The organism is Amycolatopsis sp. NPDC058986, from assembly GCF_042741125.1.
In the GTDB taxonomy this organism is placed as follows: Bacteria; Actinomycetota; Actinomycetes; order Mycobacteriales; family Pseudonocardiaceae; genus Amycolatopsis.
The window spans coordinates 1-15,990 of record NZ_JBHYJW010000106.1; the positions used below are offsets into that span (position 1 = coordinate 1).

Annotated in this window: 11 protein-coding genes; 5 read left to right on the plus strand and 6 right to left on the minus strand. The window is 71.7% G+C overall.

Annotated features, from left to right (window positions below; genetic code table 11):
* Window positions 1-49: 49 nt before the first annotated feature.
* Window positions 50-2,959, minus strand: coding sequence for a S8 family serine peptidase (locus ACFW0G_RS44170; protein ID WP_378331562.1), 2,910 nt, complete (start codon window positions 2,957-2,959; stop codon window positions 50-52).
* A gap of 259 nt (window positions 2,960-3,218) precedes the next feature.
* Window positions 3,219-4,778, minus strand: coding sequence for a deoxyguanosinetriphosphate triphosphohydrolase family protein (locus tag ACFW0G_RS44175; protein ID WP_378331563.1), 1,560 nt, complete (start codon window positions 4,776-4,778; stop codon window positions 3,219-3,221).
* A 146-nt stretch (window positions 4,779-4,924) separates the two neighbouring features.
* Between ACFW0G_RS44175 and ACFW0G_RS44180 the strand changes: the two genes are divergently transcribed.
* Window positions 4,925-6,058: a lycopene cyclase family protein gene (locus ACFW0G_RS44180; protein WP_378331564.1), complete on the plus strand. Its 1,134-nt coding sequence runs from the start codon at window positions 4,925-4,927 to the stop codon at window positions 6,056-6,058.
* 2 nt (window positions 6,059-6,060) lie between these two features.
* On the opposite strand, the gene ACFW0G_RS44185 is transcribed toward ACFW0G_RS44180, so the two are convergent.
* Complete coding sequence (locus ACFW0G_RS44185) at window positions 6,061-6,693, minus strand: SRPBCC family protein (RefSeq protein WP_378331565.1); 633 nt, start codon at window positions 6,691-6,693, stop codon at window positions 6,061-6,063.
* A gap of 199 nt (window positions 6,694-6,892) precedes the next feature.
* Here ACFW0G_RS44185 and ACFW0G_RS44190 point away from each other — a divergent pair, with 199 nt between their 5' ends.
* A complete protein-coding gene (locus ACFW0G_RS44190) occupies window positions 6,893-8,572 on the plus strand; it encodes a GGDEF domain-containing protein (RefSeq protein ID WP_378331566.1) in 1,680 nt (559 codons plus the stop codon).
* Here the strand turns inward: ACFW0G_RS44190 and ACFW0G_RS44195 are convergent.
* Together ACFW0G_RS44195 and ACFW0G_RS44200 are read right to left on the minus strand one after the other, a co-directional pair.
* Entirely contained in the window at window positions 8,556-9,209 is a 654-nt protein-coding gene (locus tag ACFW0G_RS44195) for a response regulator (RefSeq protein ID WP_378331567.1), read from the minus strand. The genes ACFW0G_RS44190 and ACFW0G_RS44195 overlap by 17 nt on opposite strands.
* Window positions 9,206-10,429 carry a sensor histidine kinase gene (locus tag ACFW0G_RS44200; RefSeq protein WP_378331568.1) on the minus strand — a complete coding sequence of 408 codons (1,224 nt, stop codon included), beginning with the start codon at window positions 10,427-10,429 and terminating at the stop codon, window positions 9,206-9,208. Before ACFW0G_RS44200 ends, ACFW0G_RS44195 begins: the two co-directional genes overlap by 4 nt.
* A 306-nt stretch (window positions 10,430-10,735) precedes the next feature.
* Between ACFW0G_RS44200 and ACFW0G_RS44205 the strand changes: the two genes are divergently transcribed.
* The gene (locus ACFW0G_RS44205; RefSeq protein ID WP_378331569.1) at window positions 10,736-12,703 is read left to right on the plus strand and encodes an ABC1 kinase family protein; all 1,968 of its coding nucleotides are present in this window, start codon (window positions 10,736-10,738) and stop codon (window positions 12,701-12,703) included.
* Window positions 12,704-12,810: 107 nt separating this feature from the next.
* On the plus strand, window positions 12,811-14,808 hold the full coding sequence (locus tag ACFW0G_RS44210; RefSeq protein ID WP_378331570.1) for a hypothetical protein: 1,998 nt from the start codon (window positions 12,811-12,813) through the stop codon (window positions 14,806-14,808).
* Between the two features lie 4 nt (window positions 14,809-14,812).
* Here ACFW0G_RS44210 and ACFW0G_RS44215 read toward each other — a convergent pair whose 3' ends face one another.
* Window positions 14,813-15,781 carry a LysR family transcriptional regulator gene (locus tag ACFW0G_RS44215; protein WP_378331571.1) on the minus strand — a complete coding sequence of 323 codons (969 nt, stop codon included), beginning with the start codon at window positions 15,779-15,781 and terminating at the stop codon, window positions 14,813-14,815.
* A gap of 99 nt (window positions 15,782-15,880) precedes the next feature.
* Here ACFW0G_RS44215 and ACFW0G_RS44220 point away from each other — a divergent pair.
* Window positions 15,881-15,990, plus strand: a 110-nt coding sequence (locus tag ACFW0G_RS44220) for a PHP domain-containing protein (RefSeq protein ID WP_378331572.1), incomplete at its 3' end; no start/stop codon positions are given.

The following is a 15,990-nucleotide window of genomic DNA, read 5'->3' on the forward strand; positions in this document are numbered from 1 at the left end:
GCGCTGGACGCACCGAACGCCACATTGGGGCGCTCGTCGCGTGGCGGGTCTAGACCGGGTGGACGGGGCCGTTGGTCACGACCGGGTGCAGCTCGGCCGGGCGTTCGGCGGCGGGGTGCTCGAACCCGTTGACGTGCAACGAGACCGCCCGGATGGAGCCGGTGTCGCCACCGGCGACGTCCGCGACGGTGAACGTCCACGTCCCGTCCGCGGCCACGGCGCCCAGCGCCGCGCCGAAGTTCGCCGCGGGCCGCCAGGTGCCGGTGAACGGCGCGTTGGCCGACGTCAGCGAGCTGTACGGCTTGGCAGCGGCGTCGGCGAAGACGACCTGGCACAGGTTCTTGCCCGAGGTCCCGGTGCGGCTGAACACCGTGGCCTTGGCCCCCGACGGCGCGGTCAGCGTGCCGACCAGGTCACCGACGTACGAGTGGTTGAGCCCCACCGTCGTCGACTTCGGATCGGTGCCGCAGACCGTGCCGTCGACCGAGAGCGTCACCTTCGACGCCCGCCCGACCCCGCTCACCGTGATCGGCACCGACGCGCCGAGCGGGTTGTTGTCCGGGACGGCGACCGCGTCACCGGTGTAGGCGAAGTCCTTGGCCACCGGGGACGGCGTGCCGACCGGCACCGAGAACCGCGCTGTCTTCGGCGAAAGCGAGCCCGCGAAGGTGACCTTCGCGTTCAGCACCACCGGCACGCCGACCTCGTGCGTCGCCGGGACGGTGACGGTGAAGTCGTTGACGCCGGTCTGCCCGGGGCTGATCGTGCCGTAGGACTTCGACCGCGGCGCGATCGCGACGCCCGGCGTCGGGCTGCTGAGCACCACGCTGGTGGAAACGGCGGCGCCGTCCCCGGTGTTGGTGACCGGCAGCGACACCGTCGCGGTGTCACCCGGGTTGAGCGCCGAAGCGCCGTTCGGCGGCGTCACCGTCGGCTGTTTCGCGAAAGCCAGCGGCTGCGGGCTGGCTCCGGTGTAGGAGAGCACCTTGTCCGCGAGCAGGATCCCGGCGCCACTGGTGTTGTCCTTGCCAGGGGTCTCGATGTCGACGGCGGTGGCGAGCAACGCTTCCCGGACGTCCGCTGTGGACAGACCGGGGTTGCCGGACAGCACGAGGCTCGCGATCGCGGCCGCGTGCGGCGCGGCGGCGGAGGTGCCGAAGAACGGGTCGAACCCGGTCACCGAGGTCCGGACGCCGTCCGCGGCGGTGATTTCCGGCTTCTGCCGTACTTCACCACCGGTCGAGGACACGTTGCCCGGCGTGATCGGCGTCCCGTCGGCCTGGTAGAACACCCGCCGCGGACCGTCCGAAGAGAACCGTTCGACCTTGGTGGCGCCGGAGAACGAGCCGGGGAACGGCCCGGCGGGGTTGGCCGGGTCACCGGGTTCGAGCGGCCTGCCGAACGCCTTCGCCGCCGGGGCCGCCGCGACCCCGAACGCGGCGCGTGCCGCCGAATGCCCGGACGTCATGCCCGGCGTGGTGTAGGCCTTGAGACCGTCAGCGGAGTCCGCGAAACGGCCGCGCAGCGCGGAAAGCGACAGATACCGGTTCGCGCCGGAGAACTTGACGATCGCCAGCCGCAGCCCGGACACGCCCGTGGTGTTCAGCCGCTCGTAGGGGTCCTGGGTGCCGGTCTGGTTGTTCTGGCTGAACGTGACCACGTTGCCCTTGGCGTCGAGCAGGTAGAGGTCGTAGTCGTTGTTCGACGCGCCGAGCGGGTCGGACCAGAACAGCGTCACGGGCACCGCGCCGGTACCCGCCGAGATCGGCTCGAAGATCTGCGTCCCGGCCGAACCCGCGAAGTTGTGCGCTGTTCCGGCGTATTTCGCGACTCCCTTGCCGGAGTCGACGAAATCACCTTCCCAGTGCCCGGAAGTCCCGTCGAGCACGCTGCCCTCGTTACCGGCCGAGGAGAAGTAGAGCGCGCCCGCGGCGGTCACGTCGTTCACCGCCTGCGCGATGATCCAGTCCTGGAACGGCGACTCCTTGAAGTAGAAGACGTCGTCCACGATCACGTCGCAGTGCGATTCGAAGCGGAGCTTGCGGATGTTGTCGGCGAAGCTCGCGTCGGAGTTGAACGCGGTGGCGAACCCGAGCTCCGCGTTGGGCGCGAGATCGTGGATGATCTCGAGCATCGCGGTGCCCTCGTCGCCACTGCCCTCCTGGCCGGCGATGACGTCGACGTTCGCCGGCAGCTCGCCCTTGGCCTGCGAGACGGCCAGCGAGTCGACGCCGTCGGACAACGCGCACGCCTTCACCCCGACACCGGTGACGCCGAACTGCTGGCGCGCGAGGTCGGCGTTGTGCGCGCGGTCGCCTTCGCTGGTGATCGTCGCGGCCGCCGCGTTCTTGTTCTCCTGTGCCTTGCGCAGTTCCGTGGCGAGCCGATCCGCCTTCTGCTGCTTGGTTTCCGCCGGTTTCGCGGTGCTCGTGCCCTGGCTGCCCGGCACCGCGTGCTGACGTGCGGTCATGGCCTCGTCGGCGGCTTCGACCTTCTTGATGTCTTCTCGCGCGGCGATTCCGGTGAGCGCGGCGAGCGGTACCTCGGCCCGGATGCTCGCCAGCCGCTCGGACACCGCGCGGATTCCCGCCCCCGCCTTGGTCAGTTCGGCGATGAGCCCGTCGGACACCTTCGTCGCGCGGATGTCGACCAGCGCGGTCCCCGACGGGGAGATCTCGGCCCCAGATTGCAACGCGGGCACGGCCGAGGCGTTCAGGCGGCGCTCGCGGATCTTCGTGTCGACAAGCAGTTTGCTGTCTACTTTGGATTCGGCGGCGGACTGCCCGGTCTTGACCGCCTGCAACGCGGCGATCTGGCGGGCGGAGTTCTCGGCGAACGAATCCGGTGTGGACTCGGCTGCCCCGGCGACCGGCGGGGTCACCACGCCGAGCGCGGCGACGAGCGCGGCACCGGCGGCCAGTACGGTGGTTCTTCGTTTCAGGGAACGGCTTCGACGCACGTGCGCCTCCGATTCTCCAGGCGCGTGCCCCGACTCACGCTGGCCAATGCCGGTGATCACCGGCTGAACCAGGCTAGGTACCGTCCGTCCACGGTCAACAGCAGCCGTTCGAGTGACAGCGGACGGATATTTTCCGTTCGCCGCCAGAAGGTGTAGGCCGTTCAGCGCAGAAGGACGGGCGGATGGATCAGTATCGTGCGGGACACCCGCACCCGATCGGCGACCCGGGCCGGCCGCGCGAGGACGGGCCCGCGCCGCCTCAGAGCACGAAGGAATCCGACCACGGCTGCGAAGCCCGGCCGGACAGCGCGTCCAGGAGTGTCACCGCCTGTTTGTCGGTGAGCGAGGCGACGAAGTCGATCACGGCACGTCCCCTGGCGAGGCCGCGCACCGCGTCGGCACCGTTCATCGGTTCGCCCGTCGCACCTACGAGCAGTTCGGGAGTTTCCCTGGCGAGTGCGGCGTATTCGGCGTGCGCGAGCTCGACGAGGTCGTGCAACCGGCGCGGCAGCCGGGAAACCTCGTCGCGGTCGAGCAGCCAGGCGTCGAGCGCGTCCACGAGTGTCGCGACGAGACTGGCCTGGCCGCGCTGGTGCAGCGCGAGATCGGGACGCAGCAGCACGAACCGGCGGTGCACGAACTTGAGCACCTGGACCTCGTGCCACTGAGCGGGACGCAGGGTCACGTGCCCGGACCGGGTCGGCGGCGTCGCCAGCACGAACACACCGTCGACCAGGCGCGCCGTCCAGCCCGTGGAGAACGCCGCCGTCGCCTGCTCCGCCTCGATGGAGCCGTCGAACGCACCGGCGAGCAGACCGTCGACGAGTTCGGAGTGGACTCGCGCGACGGCACTGGCGAACGCGTCGTCGTCGACGATCCAGGCGTCCTTGGCGTGCATGCGGCGGCGCAGCCGCTCCAGCGACCGCCCGGGACGCCGCTGGTCGGCCTCCAGCGTCGCGTCGTCGAGGGTGGCGAGTTCGAGGGCGTGCGCGAGCCACTCCCCCAGTTCGGCGGCGACCGGCGCGTGCTGGAGCACGCCGATGCGGTGGAAGTCCTGGAGGTCGTGGATGGCGTAGGCGATGTCGTCGGCGGTGTCCATTACGGACGCTTCGACGGTCTGCTGCCAGCCCTCGATCCGGCCGGCGAACGGCGCCCGCGCCTGCGCGAAGTCGTCGAGTTCGGTGCAGTAGGCGGAAAACTTGCTCACGCCGGTGCCGGGTGCGCTGCCCGGTTCGGTCGCGCCGCGCGGCGGGATCGGCAGCTGCGAGGGATGCGGGTCCGGGAAGTGCAGCCGCGCCCACGGGTACTTCAGCACCGCCGCGCGGACCGCGGCGGTGAGGTCGAGCCCGACCGCGGACGGGCCGCGCACGTCGGTGGTGGTGAGGATGCGGAAGGTCTGCGCGTTGCCCTCGAAGCCGTCGGCGAGACCGAACCGGTGGCGGGCGATGCGGTCGAGCGTCTGCTCGCCGAGGTGCCCGAACGGCGGATGCCCGAGGTCGTGCGCGAGCGCGGCGGCCTCGGCGACGTCGGGGTCGCAGCCGCCGAGCTTCGCGGCCAGCTCGGCGGAGTCGCTGGACGCGCCGATCCGCTCCGCGATCGCCCGGGCGACCTGCGCGACCTTGAGGCTGTGCGTGAGCCGGTTGTGCAGCAGGCCGGACCCGCCCGCGCTGACCACCTGCGTCACGCCGCCGAGCCGGGCGAAGAAGGGCGACGCGGCGATGCGGTCACGGTCCACTCGGAACGCGCTGGTGGCCAGGTCGGTGAACCCGCCGGAACCGGCGGGATCCCGGCGCGCCGCCCTGGGGTCCGTCTGATCCATGCGTCCTACCGTATCCGTCACGCGTGCGTTCCTCCGCGCGGGCGCGCGAGCTGAAGGGCGCTTTCGTCGCGTGCGACGTGAGGAAAGCGCCCTTCAGCTCATCCCGTGCGAGGAAAGTCCCCTTCGGCGTCTGGGAGGATCGGGACGTGGTGGACGTGCTGATCGCGGGGGCCGGTCCGGCGGGCTGGGCGCTGGCCGCGGCCTGCGTCCGGCGGGGGCTGCGCACCGCGCTCGCCGCCCCGGACCCGTTCCGCCGCTGGCCCGCGACGTACGGGCTCTGGGCCGACGAAGTCCCGGAGTTCCCGGAATCCGCCGTCGCGTCCGCGCCTCGCACGGTCCTCGCCTCAGGAACCCGGGAGCACCGGCTGGACCGCCGCTATCTCGTGGTGGACAACGACCGTCTCGCCGAGCACCTGACCGTCCCGGGCATCGAGGTGATCACCGGCACCGCCGTCACCGCCGAGCACGACCGGCACGGCAGCACCGTCCGGTTCGCCGACGGCCTCGAACGCCGCGCGGGCGTGGTCGTCGACGCCTCCGGAGTACGTCGCGTGCTCACCGGCGGCCCGTCTCCCGGTGTCCACACGGAACAGACGGCCTACGGTCTCGTGCTCCCCGCGGACGCGGCGCGGCGGCTGGTGCCCGGAGACACCGCGGTGTTCATGGATTGGCGCGGGACCACCGGCGCGGACCCGACTTTCCTCTACGCCCTTCCGCTCGGCGACGGCACGGTGCTGCTGGAGGAGACGTCGCTGGCTCGCCGTCCGGGGCTGGGGATCGACGTCCTCGCCGCACGCCTGCGTGCCCGCCTCGCACACGCCGGTGTCCCGGCCGACGGCCGCGAGGAACGCGTCCGCATCGTCCTGGACCCGCCGTTCCCCCGGCCGCGGCGGGTGATCCCGTTCGGGGTCGCGGCCGGGTTCGTCCATCCCGCCACCGGGTACAGCGTCGCCACCACGCTTCGGCTGGCCCCGAAACTCGCGGCCACGCTCGCGGAAACGCTTCCCCGCGGCCCGCTCGCGGCGAGCACCGCCGCGTACGCGGACCTCTGGCCGCCCGCGGCACTGGCCGTGCATCGCCTTCGCGGGCACGCCCTCCGCGCGCTGCGCGGCCTCGCACCGGCCCAGGTCCCGGAGTTCTTCGACCTCTTCTTCGCGCTGCCCATCGAGGCCCAGCGTGCTTTCACCTCAGGGCGCGAGAACCTGGCGGGGACGTCGGCCGCGATGCTGCGGATCTTCGGTGCCGCGCCCTGGCGGATCAAGCGCCACCTGATCGGGTGACCTCAGGCCTCCGGTGCCCCCGTGTAGAACGCGAAGGTGTTGTCCGCCCGCTTGCGCGCGAGGGCCTTGTCCTCGCCCGATGCGACGTCGGCCTGATACCACTGTTCGCTGCTCTGCGCGACGAAATCCTTGCCCTCGCCCGAGGTCTGCCACGCCATTGCCTCCGCCGGATCGACCGCCGCGCCGCCGTCGAGGTGCAGGGTGAGACCCATGATCATCATGTCCCAGCCGACCCCGGTCGCGGCGGGGCCGTACTTTTCCCAGTGCTCACTGACCGGGGCGATGTGATCCAGCTGGAACAGGGTCCCCTCGGGCGTCGCGCTCAGCTTCAGCTCGATCCAGCTGACCGCCCCGCCGATCTCCCAGGTCGCCGCGAACCCTTTCGGGGGATCACAGCGCTCGATCGTGCCACCCGCGTTGCCCTCCAGCTGGTAGTGCCCGCCGAGGCGCAGCTCGCCGGTGATCGGCAGGAACCAGCGCGGGATGCGCTCGGCGTTGGTGCAGGCGTCCCAGACGTCGTCGAGATCGGTCGCATACGTGCGGGCGATCGTCACCACCCTGGCCTCGCCCGCCTCCAGCGCGCGGGCGCCGACCTCGCGCCGGACGGAACTGATTTGCTGACTGACGTCGATCACCGAAACTCCTCCTCATGGCGTGAGCTGCGAAAACTACACTAAAGGCTGCGCTTATATAAGTCAAACGTTAGCATCGCTTACCGTGGCGTAACTCTTCCCGTCAAGGCGTTACTCCGATGTAGGGAACCCGGGTTCCCAAGCGATGAACATCAGTCGACATCCGTTTCGTTTCGGCCCCGGACGCGCCACGATCGGACCCGTGACGTCGCCAAGCGCGATCCGCTTCGCCTTCCAGCCGATGTACAGCCTGCACACCGGCGGCATCGTGGCGTTCGAGGCACTCGCCCGTCCTGGCAAGGGAACCGCACAGGAGCTGCTCACCGAGGCACGCCGCGAAGGCCGGCTCGCCGAGGTCGATCTCGCACTCGCGGTCACCGCCGTCCGCCAGGAAGCCGAGCGCCGCACGCCACTGCCGCTGCACCTCAACCTCTCCGCCCGCACGCTCGCGGCGCCGCCCGGCGCGTTCGCCGAGCTCGTCCACCAGCTCGGCGCCGCGGGCCGCCGCACCCGTGACGTCGTGCTCGAGATCGGGCCGCCGTTCTCCCAGTTGCCCGCCGAGCGCGCGCTCGCCGGCATGCAAGCGTTGTCCGAGCAGGGTTTCCGGCTCGCGCTCGACGGGCTCGGCCGGGGCGACCTGCCGCTCGGCCTGCTCGCGGCGAGCCCGATCGACCTGGTCAAGCTCGACCGCACGGTGCTGCGCGGGCTCCCGGACGACCCGGCCGCGGTCGCCGTCGTCGAGGCGCTGCTGCACTACACGTCGCGGACCGGCATCCGGCTGGTCGCGACCGGCATCGAGACCGACGCGCAGCTCGACGCCGCCCGCGGGCTCGGGGTGCGGATCGCGCAGGGACATCTGCTCGCGCCGCCCACGCCCGCCCAGAGCACCGGCCCGGCCGCCGCGATCCTGCCCGGCGAGCGGGTGACGTCCGGCCCGCCGCAGGCGCCGTGTGTCGGCGACTTCGTGCGCCCGGCGACGACGCTGCCGGAGACGGCGACGTGCGACGACGTCCGCGAGGTGCTCGCCGCCGCCGACGCGCCGTCCGGCGTGGTCGGGGTCGACGCGGACAACCGTCCACAGTGGTCGATCAACCGGACCCGGTTCCTGGTGGCCGTCACCGGGATGTACGGGCACGCGCTGCACGCCAAGCGGCCCGCGGCCCGGCTCGCCGACAACCCGCACATGATCCAGGCGGACGCGGGCGCACTGGAGTTCCTCGAACTGGTCACCGACGCCGACTGGAGCCGCACCGGCGACGACGTCGTCGTGGTCGACGGCACGGGCCGCTGCCTCGGTGTCGTGCTGGTGACCGAGGTCGTGCGCGGCGTCGCCGAGGTGAAGGTCGAGGAAGCCGCCGCGCTCAACCCGCTCACCCGGCTGCCCGGCAGCGAGGTGGTGGCCCGCGACGTCGACCGCCGGATCGCCACCGGCGAGTCGTTCGTGGCGGCCTGGCTGGACATCGACTCGTTCAAGACGATCAACGACACCGCGGGGTTCGCCGCGGGTGACGACCTGATCCGCGCGCTCGGCGCGACGCTGACCGACCTCGCGTCGAGGCTGCCGCGGATGCGGGTGAGCCACGTCGGCGGCGACGACTTCCTGGTGGTGTGCGACGTCGACGAGATCGGCACCGTCGCCGCCGCGCTGCTCGACCGCCGCTGGTCCGCCGACGGGCTCCCGGTCACCGTCTCGCTCGCGACCCTGGTGTGCGCCACCGGGTCCATCGGGTCCTATCGGGACACTTCGCGGCTGCTGGCCCCGTTGAAGAAACAGGCCAAGGCGGTGCCGGGATCGAGCTGGGTGCTGAGCAGGCCGGGCTCGGACCGCGTCGACGTGCTGCGCGGGATCGGGCGCGACGTCGCGGTCAGCCAGTCGGCGTGACGAACCCGGATTCGTAGGCCCGGATCACCGCCTGCGTGCGGTCGCGCGCGCCGAGCTTCGCCAGGACGTTGCCGACGTGGGTCTTCACGGTCTGGACCCCGAGGAACAGCTCGCCCGCTATCTCCACATTGGACAGTCCACCCGCCATCAGCCGCAGCACGTCCCGCTCGCGTTCGGTCAGCCCCGCCGCGGCGAGACCGTCACGGGCCGAGCCGCGGGAATGCTCCGCGGCCAGCCGGCGGATCGCCGCGGGGAACAGCAGCGACTCACCCGCCAGCACAGTCCGGATCGCGGCCACGATCTCCTCCGGCCGGGCCCGCTTGAGCAGGAAACCGCTCGCCCCGGCGAGCAGCGCGTCGTAGACGTAGTCGTCGTTCTCGAAGGTGGTCACCACGATGACCTTGGGCGGTTTGTCCACAGTGGACAACAGGTGCGTGGTGGCCCTGATCCCGTCCACCGCGGGCATCCGCACGTCCATCAGCACGACGTCCGGTGCCAGCCGGGAGACCAGGCCCGGCACCTCGGCGCCGTCGCCCGCCTCGCCGACGACCTCCAGATCCGGTTCGCTGTCCACGATGGCCCGCAGACCGGCCCTGATCAACTGCTCGTCGTCGACCAGCAAAACCCGCCCGCTCACGCTTTCCCCCATGGCACCCTCAGCACGACTTCCCACCGTCCTCCCACCGGCCCCGCGCTCAGCTCGCCGCCGAGCACCGCCGCCCGCTCCGTCATACCCCGCAGGCCCCGGCCGCCCCCGGTGCGGCCGGACGGCGGCGCGGCGCCGAGCGGATTCGACACCGTCGCATCGAGGCGCCCCGGCCCGATCCCGACCCGGACCGTCACCGGGACCTTACCGGCATGGCGCACCGCGTTGGTCAGGCATTCCTGAAGGATCCGGTACACCTCCCGGGAGACCACCGGCGGCACGGCCGAGACGTCGCCGCCGAGTTCGGCGTCGACCTCGGTGCCCGCCAGCCGGGTCGCCGACACCAGCGAGTCGAGGTCCGCCAGCCCCGGCTGTGGCGTCTTCCCCGCCGCTTCCTCGCGCAGGAGGCCGAGGACGTGGTCGAGGTCGTCGAGGGCGGTGCGGGCCGACTCCTCGATGGCGCCCAGCGCGCGTTCGGTGAATTCGGGATCGGTGTGCAGGGTGCGGCGGGCGGCGCCGGCCTGCACGGTGACCACCGACAGCGCGTGCCCCACCGAGTCGTGCAGCTCCCTGGCCAGGCGGTTGCGTTCGGCGAGCCGCTCGGCACGCCGTTCCAGTTCGGCGATCCGGTCCGCGGCCGACAGCCCGAGCAGGCGGGCCGCCACCTTCGTGAGCACCGCCCCGATCGCCCACACGGCGTAGACCAGCGTCACCAGCGCGAGCACGCACAGCACCGGGACCCACGCCGAAGCCCAGCCCTTCGGCACGTCGGCGCCGCCTTCGGCCGCGGGCAGCCTGCCGGTGAACGGGGCCGCGATCGTGAGCCCCACCAGTGTGGGAATCGCGAGGCTGGCGAAGCTCACGCCGAAGCCGGTGCACACGTGCAGCAGGAACATCCCGCCGAACCGCAGCCGTCCCGGCCAGTCGCGGGGCCGCGGCCGCGCACCGGGCGCCGGATCGCCGAGCAGCTCGCGGACCGCGGTGACCTCCAGGACCCGCACCGCGGGCAGGAACGACGTCGCGACCATCACCGCGACGGTGATCGCCGACGCGATGGCGAACGCCGCGCCCTCCGAGGCGGTGAAGGGCATGACCGCGGGGATCGCCACCGCGGCGAAGAGGAGGTAGGGCACGCTGATGGCGCCGCCGAGGATCAGGTACACCCAGCGGCGGTAGGTCACCCCGCCGACCAGCGGGCGGAACACGCGCACGGGCCGATCTTCCCAGCACCGCCGCGCCGATGCCTCCCTCCCGCGCCGGAGGGAGCCGATACCCCGGGGTGAGCCGAGGGACGCCCTTGTCGCATCCGGCGTCCAGGGTGTTGAAGGACGCTTTCAGCGCGTTGAGTGCACTGATGGCGTCCTTCAGCGCGGCCAGCGCACCGGGGCAGCCCTGTCGGGGGTCGCTCCCCCGCGAGCGGGAAAGCGATCCCGCTCGGGCGGGAAAGCGGGGGCACGCGAGCGTGATCTACTCGCTTCCGCACGGCCCGGTACCGGGGCCTCGTCGTTCGGGATCCGATGGAGAACTTGCTGCTGAGCCTGCTCAGCATTCCCCTGCTCGCTCTGGTGTTGTGGCCGCTCGTCGTCGCCTCGCGGCGGGTGCTCGGCGTGCGGATCGGGTTCGTGCGGGCGGTGTGCGGGGCCGCGTTCGGGTGGATGGTGGCCGCCGCCGTCGCCCGCGCGTTCTCCCCGTCGATGGCCGCCAGCCCCGCGGCCGCGGCCGGGCTGCTGATCCCGCTCGCGGGCTGTGCCTTCCTCGCCACGCTGGTGTTCCTGTTCGTCGCCGAGATGGCGCTGCCTGCCGGGTCCGGGCGCGGCCTGTTCAGCCTCGTCCGCGCGGCCCGCACCAAGGTGTCGCGGGGCCGCCGGTATTCGCAGATCACCCGGATCGCGATCAAGCACGGGCTGGGCCGTTACCTCGTCGGGCGCCGCGAACCCGACGTGGCGCCCGGCCGGCAGGCCGCGCTCGCCCGGTCGCTGCGGCGGGCGCTGGAGGACGGCGGCGTCACGTTCGTCAAGCTCGGCCAGTTGCTCTCCACGCGCGCCGATCTGCTCCCGCCCGTGTTCGTCGAGGAGCTGGGCAAACTGCAGGACCAGGTCAGGCCCGCACCCACGGAGGCGGTGCGCGCGGTGCTGCGCGCCGAACTCGGCGGCGAGCCCGAGGACGTCTTCGCCGAGTTCGACCCGGAGCCGCTGGCCGCCGCGTCGATCGCCCAGGTGTACCAGGCGAAACTGAAGAACGGCGAGGACGTCGTGGTCAAGGTGCAGCGCCCGGAGGTGCGGGAGCAGGCCGAGCGCGACGTCGACATCGTCCGCCGGGTGGCGGTCGCGCTGGACGAGCGGGCGGACTGGGCCCGCGCGCTGGGCGTCATCGACCTCGCCGACGGGTTCGCCGCGGCGCTGGCCGAGGAGCTGGACTTCCGCACCGAGGCCCGCAACATCGAAGCGGTGACCGCGCAGTCCGGAATGGACGTCGCGTTGCCGACCGTCCACAAAGCACTGTCCACCGAGCGCGTCCTGGTCATGCGCAGGCTGGTCGGCAAGCCGATCGCCTCGGTCAGGGACACGATCCCCGCGCCGCAGCGCGTCACGCTCGCCCGGTCGATGCTGCGCTGCCTGCTGGACCAGGTCATGGTCGGCGGCGTCTTCCACGCCGACCCGCACCCCGGCAACGTGCTGCTGCTGACCGACGGGCGGCTGGGCCTGCTCGACTTCGGCTCGGTCGGCAGGCTGGACGCGGGACTGCGCGGGGGGCTGCAGAACCTGATCCTGGCCTTGGACCGCGGCGACCCCGCCGGGCTGCGCGACGGCCTGCTGGAGGTCGTCGACCGGCCGGAGGTGATCGACGAGCAACGGCTGGAACGCGCGCTGGGCGCGTTGGTGGCCAAGCACTTCGGGCCGGGCCGCACCGCCGACGTCGACCTGTTCACCGGTCTTTTCCGGGTGGTGGCGGACTTCCGGCTCAGCGTGCCGCCGCCGATCGCGGCGGTGTTCCGCGCACTGGCCACTGTGGAGGGCACACTCGCCGCGCTGGCCCCGGATTTCGACGTGGTCACCGAGGCACGATCGTTCGCCGCCGAACAGATCGGCGCCGGGCTGCGCCCGGAGTCGTTGCGCCGCACGGCCGTCAACGAGGTGATGGCCCTGCTCCCGGTGCTGCGCAGGCTGCCACGCCGGGTGGACCGGATCGGCGCCGCGCTGGAGGAAGGCCGGTTGTCGGTCAACGTCCGGCTGTTCTCCGACAAACGCGACGAGGACGTCGTGACGGGTCTGGTGCACGAGGCGATGCTGGCGCTGCTCGGCGCGGCGACCGGGCTCATGGCGGTGCTGCTGCTGGCGAGTTCCGGCGGCCCGCTGATCGCGCCCGATCTCTCGCTGCACCACGTGTTCGGCTACAACCTGCTGGTGATCAGCGCGCTGGTGGGGCTGCGGCTGCTCTTCGTGGTGTTCCGCCGCACCGGGCAACGCGCCCGCGAACGCCGCTGAGCACGAGCGTTTCGCCGAAACGCCACGAACGGCCGGTGCGGTGTCCTATCGTGTACCAGCCGCGGATCACCGGAGCGGCCTGGGGGCACGAAGTGGGGGCACGGGGCATGGCACGGCGCAGGAACGTGGTGATCGGCGCGCTCGCGGCGGTGGTGGTGGTCGCGGGCGCGGTCACGGTCGCGGTGGTGTCCGGTTCGGACGGCGCGGGCAACGAGCAGCGGGAACAGGCCGAAACCCATCCGGAGCCGTGGGTGACACCCCCCGCTCCGGAGCCGCCGAAAGCCGCGCTCGCCCTGGACACCGGCCCCGCGAACCGGCGTCCGGCACTGCCCGGCCTGCCCGACTGGTCCAAGGCGGGATACCGCGAGGGCAAGGGGCTTCCCGGGGACCGCGAGATCACCCCGGACACCCGCTGCCGGATCACCCCGGCGACGCTGGCCGAGCGGTACCAGGTGAAGCCGGGCGACAACACCGACGACAGCGACGGGCTGCAGCGGGCGATCGACGACGTCAAACGTGACTGCTCGCCCGCCGCGTCCTACGAGCGGCTGTCACTGATCTCGCTGCCCGCCGGCGTCCTCGACGTCACCAAACAGCTCTCGGTGGACGCCGACTACCTCGTGATCCGCGGTGCGGGCGCGGATCCGGCGTCGGGCACGCGGTTCGTCTTCCGGCCGGGAAAGGACACCCGGTACGACAAGCTGGACAAGGACGGCGCGAGCTGGGACCAGGACGCGATGAAGGCCGGGGACGCGCGCGGCGGCTGGATCTGGCCGGGCCGCGGGCTGTTCCGCGTCCAGTCCCGCGAGGTCCACCCGGACTACCGCGCGGACTACGCGTCGGCGCCGGCCAATCGCAAGGACCTGTTCGAGGGCACGGTAAACGTGCACTGGAAGGCGGGCGCGAAGCTCGCCGAGAAGCCGGGCGACGCGGGGTTTTCGGCGAGGACCGGCGAAACCGTCGTTCACCTCGACCGCAAGGCGAAGCTCACCGCGTTCCGGCAGGGCGGGTACGTCAACGTGCGCGCGGCGAACTCGACGAAGTTCTACGAGCAGCAGCAGGCGCTGCCCACCGACCACGAGTTGCAGAACCTCCACATGCGACAGCAGATCTTCGGGATCGCCGCGGTGGACGAGGCGGCGCACACGCTCACCCTGGACAAGCCGCTGGAGTTCGACGTCCCCGTCAATTCCACTTCGGACGGTTCGCCGGTGATCGAGGGCAAGGCGTACGACTCCAAGGCGGCGCCGCTGGCCGATCCGGTACTCGGCGTCGGGCTGGAGAACTTCCACATCAGCCAGGACATGCCCGCGCTGGCGGGCCAGGATCCGACCCACGAGTACGGCAATCTCGCCCCGGCCGAGACGATGCACGGCATCGTGCTGAAGTGGGCGGTGAACGCCTGGGTCCGCGGGATCGCGACCTACCGCACCGGTTCGCACCCGATCGTCACCGAAGAGGCCAAGAACATCGAGGTCGTCGGCAACAGCCTCGACGGCGCGTGGAACAAGGGCAAGGGCGGCAACGGATATCTGCGCGGCTCGCGGGTGTGGGATTCGGTCTACGCGGGCAACGTGACACGGAACCTGCGGCATTTCACGCTGCAGTGGTCGGCCTCGGACAACGTCGTGATCGGCAACGACTTCGACTCCGACGTCAACCTGCACGGCGGCTGGGAGCGGCGCAACCTCTTCGAACTCAACACCGTCCGGGTGCCCGCCGAGCACCAGCCGGGCAACTGCCACACGCGATGCGGTGGCGAGGGCGGTGCGAACGACGACGAGACCGCGTGGTTCCCGATCTGGTGGGGCGCGGGGAAGAAGGCCGTGAAGTGGTCGGGTGCCACCGGACCGCAGAACGTCTTCTTCGGCAACACGATGACCAAACAGACCGCGGCCAACGGACCGTTCGTCCCGTACTACCCCGACCGGAACCGGGTCTACCAGTTCGGCTGGGACGGCGCCGGGTACCGGCATCTCGCCGAGGGCGGCACCCCGATCCCGGACTGGGCGAGCCGCGAGCAGGCCGACTACACCGGGGGCAACGGAGTCGACGCCACGCGCACGGACCCGGCCCGATCCCTCTTCCTGAAGTCAGTGCCCTAGTACGTCACGCAGGCGGGCCGGACGCGATCACGGCGCGGTCGGGTTCGGGGAGCCATTCGCGCCGGGGGTCGAAGGGGACGTAGCCGCGGCGGATGTGGCCGACCAGCCGGGGCAGCGCCGGATGCCGGTTGTGCCGGTACCACAGCAGCGAATGCGGGAACACCGGTGTCGGGTCGGCGATCGGGAGCCGCACGATCCGCGGATGCCACGGGACCCGGATCCCCTCCCCCACGAAGCTGAGCCGGTCGCCGGAGTTCCCCACCACGTCCAGCAGGTGTTCGAAGCCGAAGTTCGGGCCCGAGACGTCGATCCCGACGTCGAAGGCCGCCGAAAACTCCCGGTAGTAGTCGGCCCATTCGCTGTCCCCGCCATTGCCGGGCATCCACGCGGTCAGGCCCGCCAGTTCGGCCAGCCGGATCTGCCGGCGCCGGGCGAAGCGGTGCCCGCGGCCGACGACGACCTGCATGCGGTCCATGTGCGCGGGGGTGTGTTCGATGGCCTCGTCGAGCTCGCCGACGACGCGGGCGAAAGCGGCATCGATCTGTCCACTGGGGAGCGTGGTCCGGGCGCTGCGCAGCCCGTTCGAGGTGACGATGTCGATCGCCACGTCCTCGTTCGCCTCGTGGAACTTCCGGACCAGCTCGGTCGTGGACAGCCGCGTGCCGAGCACGTCGACGCGCAGCGCGCGGCGCCGGTTCAGCAGCAGCCCGGTGGCCTGATCGGCGATCCCGAGCAGCGCGCGGGCGTAACCGAGGAACAGCTCGCCGTCGGTGGTGAGGTCCGTCCCGGCGCGTGACCGGTGCAGCAGGCTCGCACCGAGGTCGGTCTCGAGCTTCGCGACGCGCTTCGAGATCGCCTGCTGGCTCAGCCCGAGCCGGACGGCCGCGTCGCCGAAGTGCCGGTCTTCGGCCACCGCGACGAACGCACGGACCGCACCGAGGTCCAGCTCCACTCCGCCACCTCCGACAACCATCGGTTGTGCCTCCCCGCGTGTCCGTTGTTGGACAGTGTTGCCCCGCCTCGGTTCCAATGCGCTGACCGGGACGACTGTACAACCAGGAGGCGTGGCGCCATGGATCCGTTCGTGCACCTGCATGTCCACACCGAGTATTCGATGCTCGATGGTGCGGCGAAGATCGCTCCGTTGTTCGGGGAGGCGGCGCGGTTGGGGATGCCCGCGGT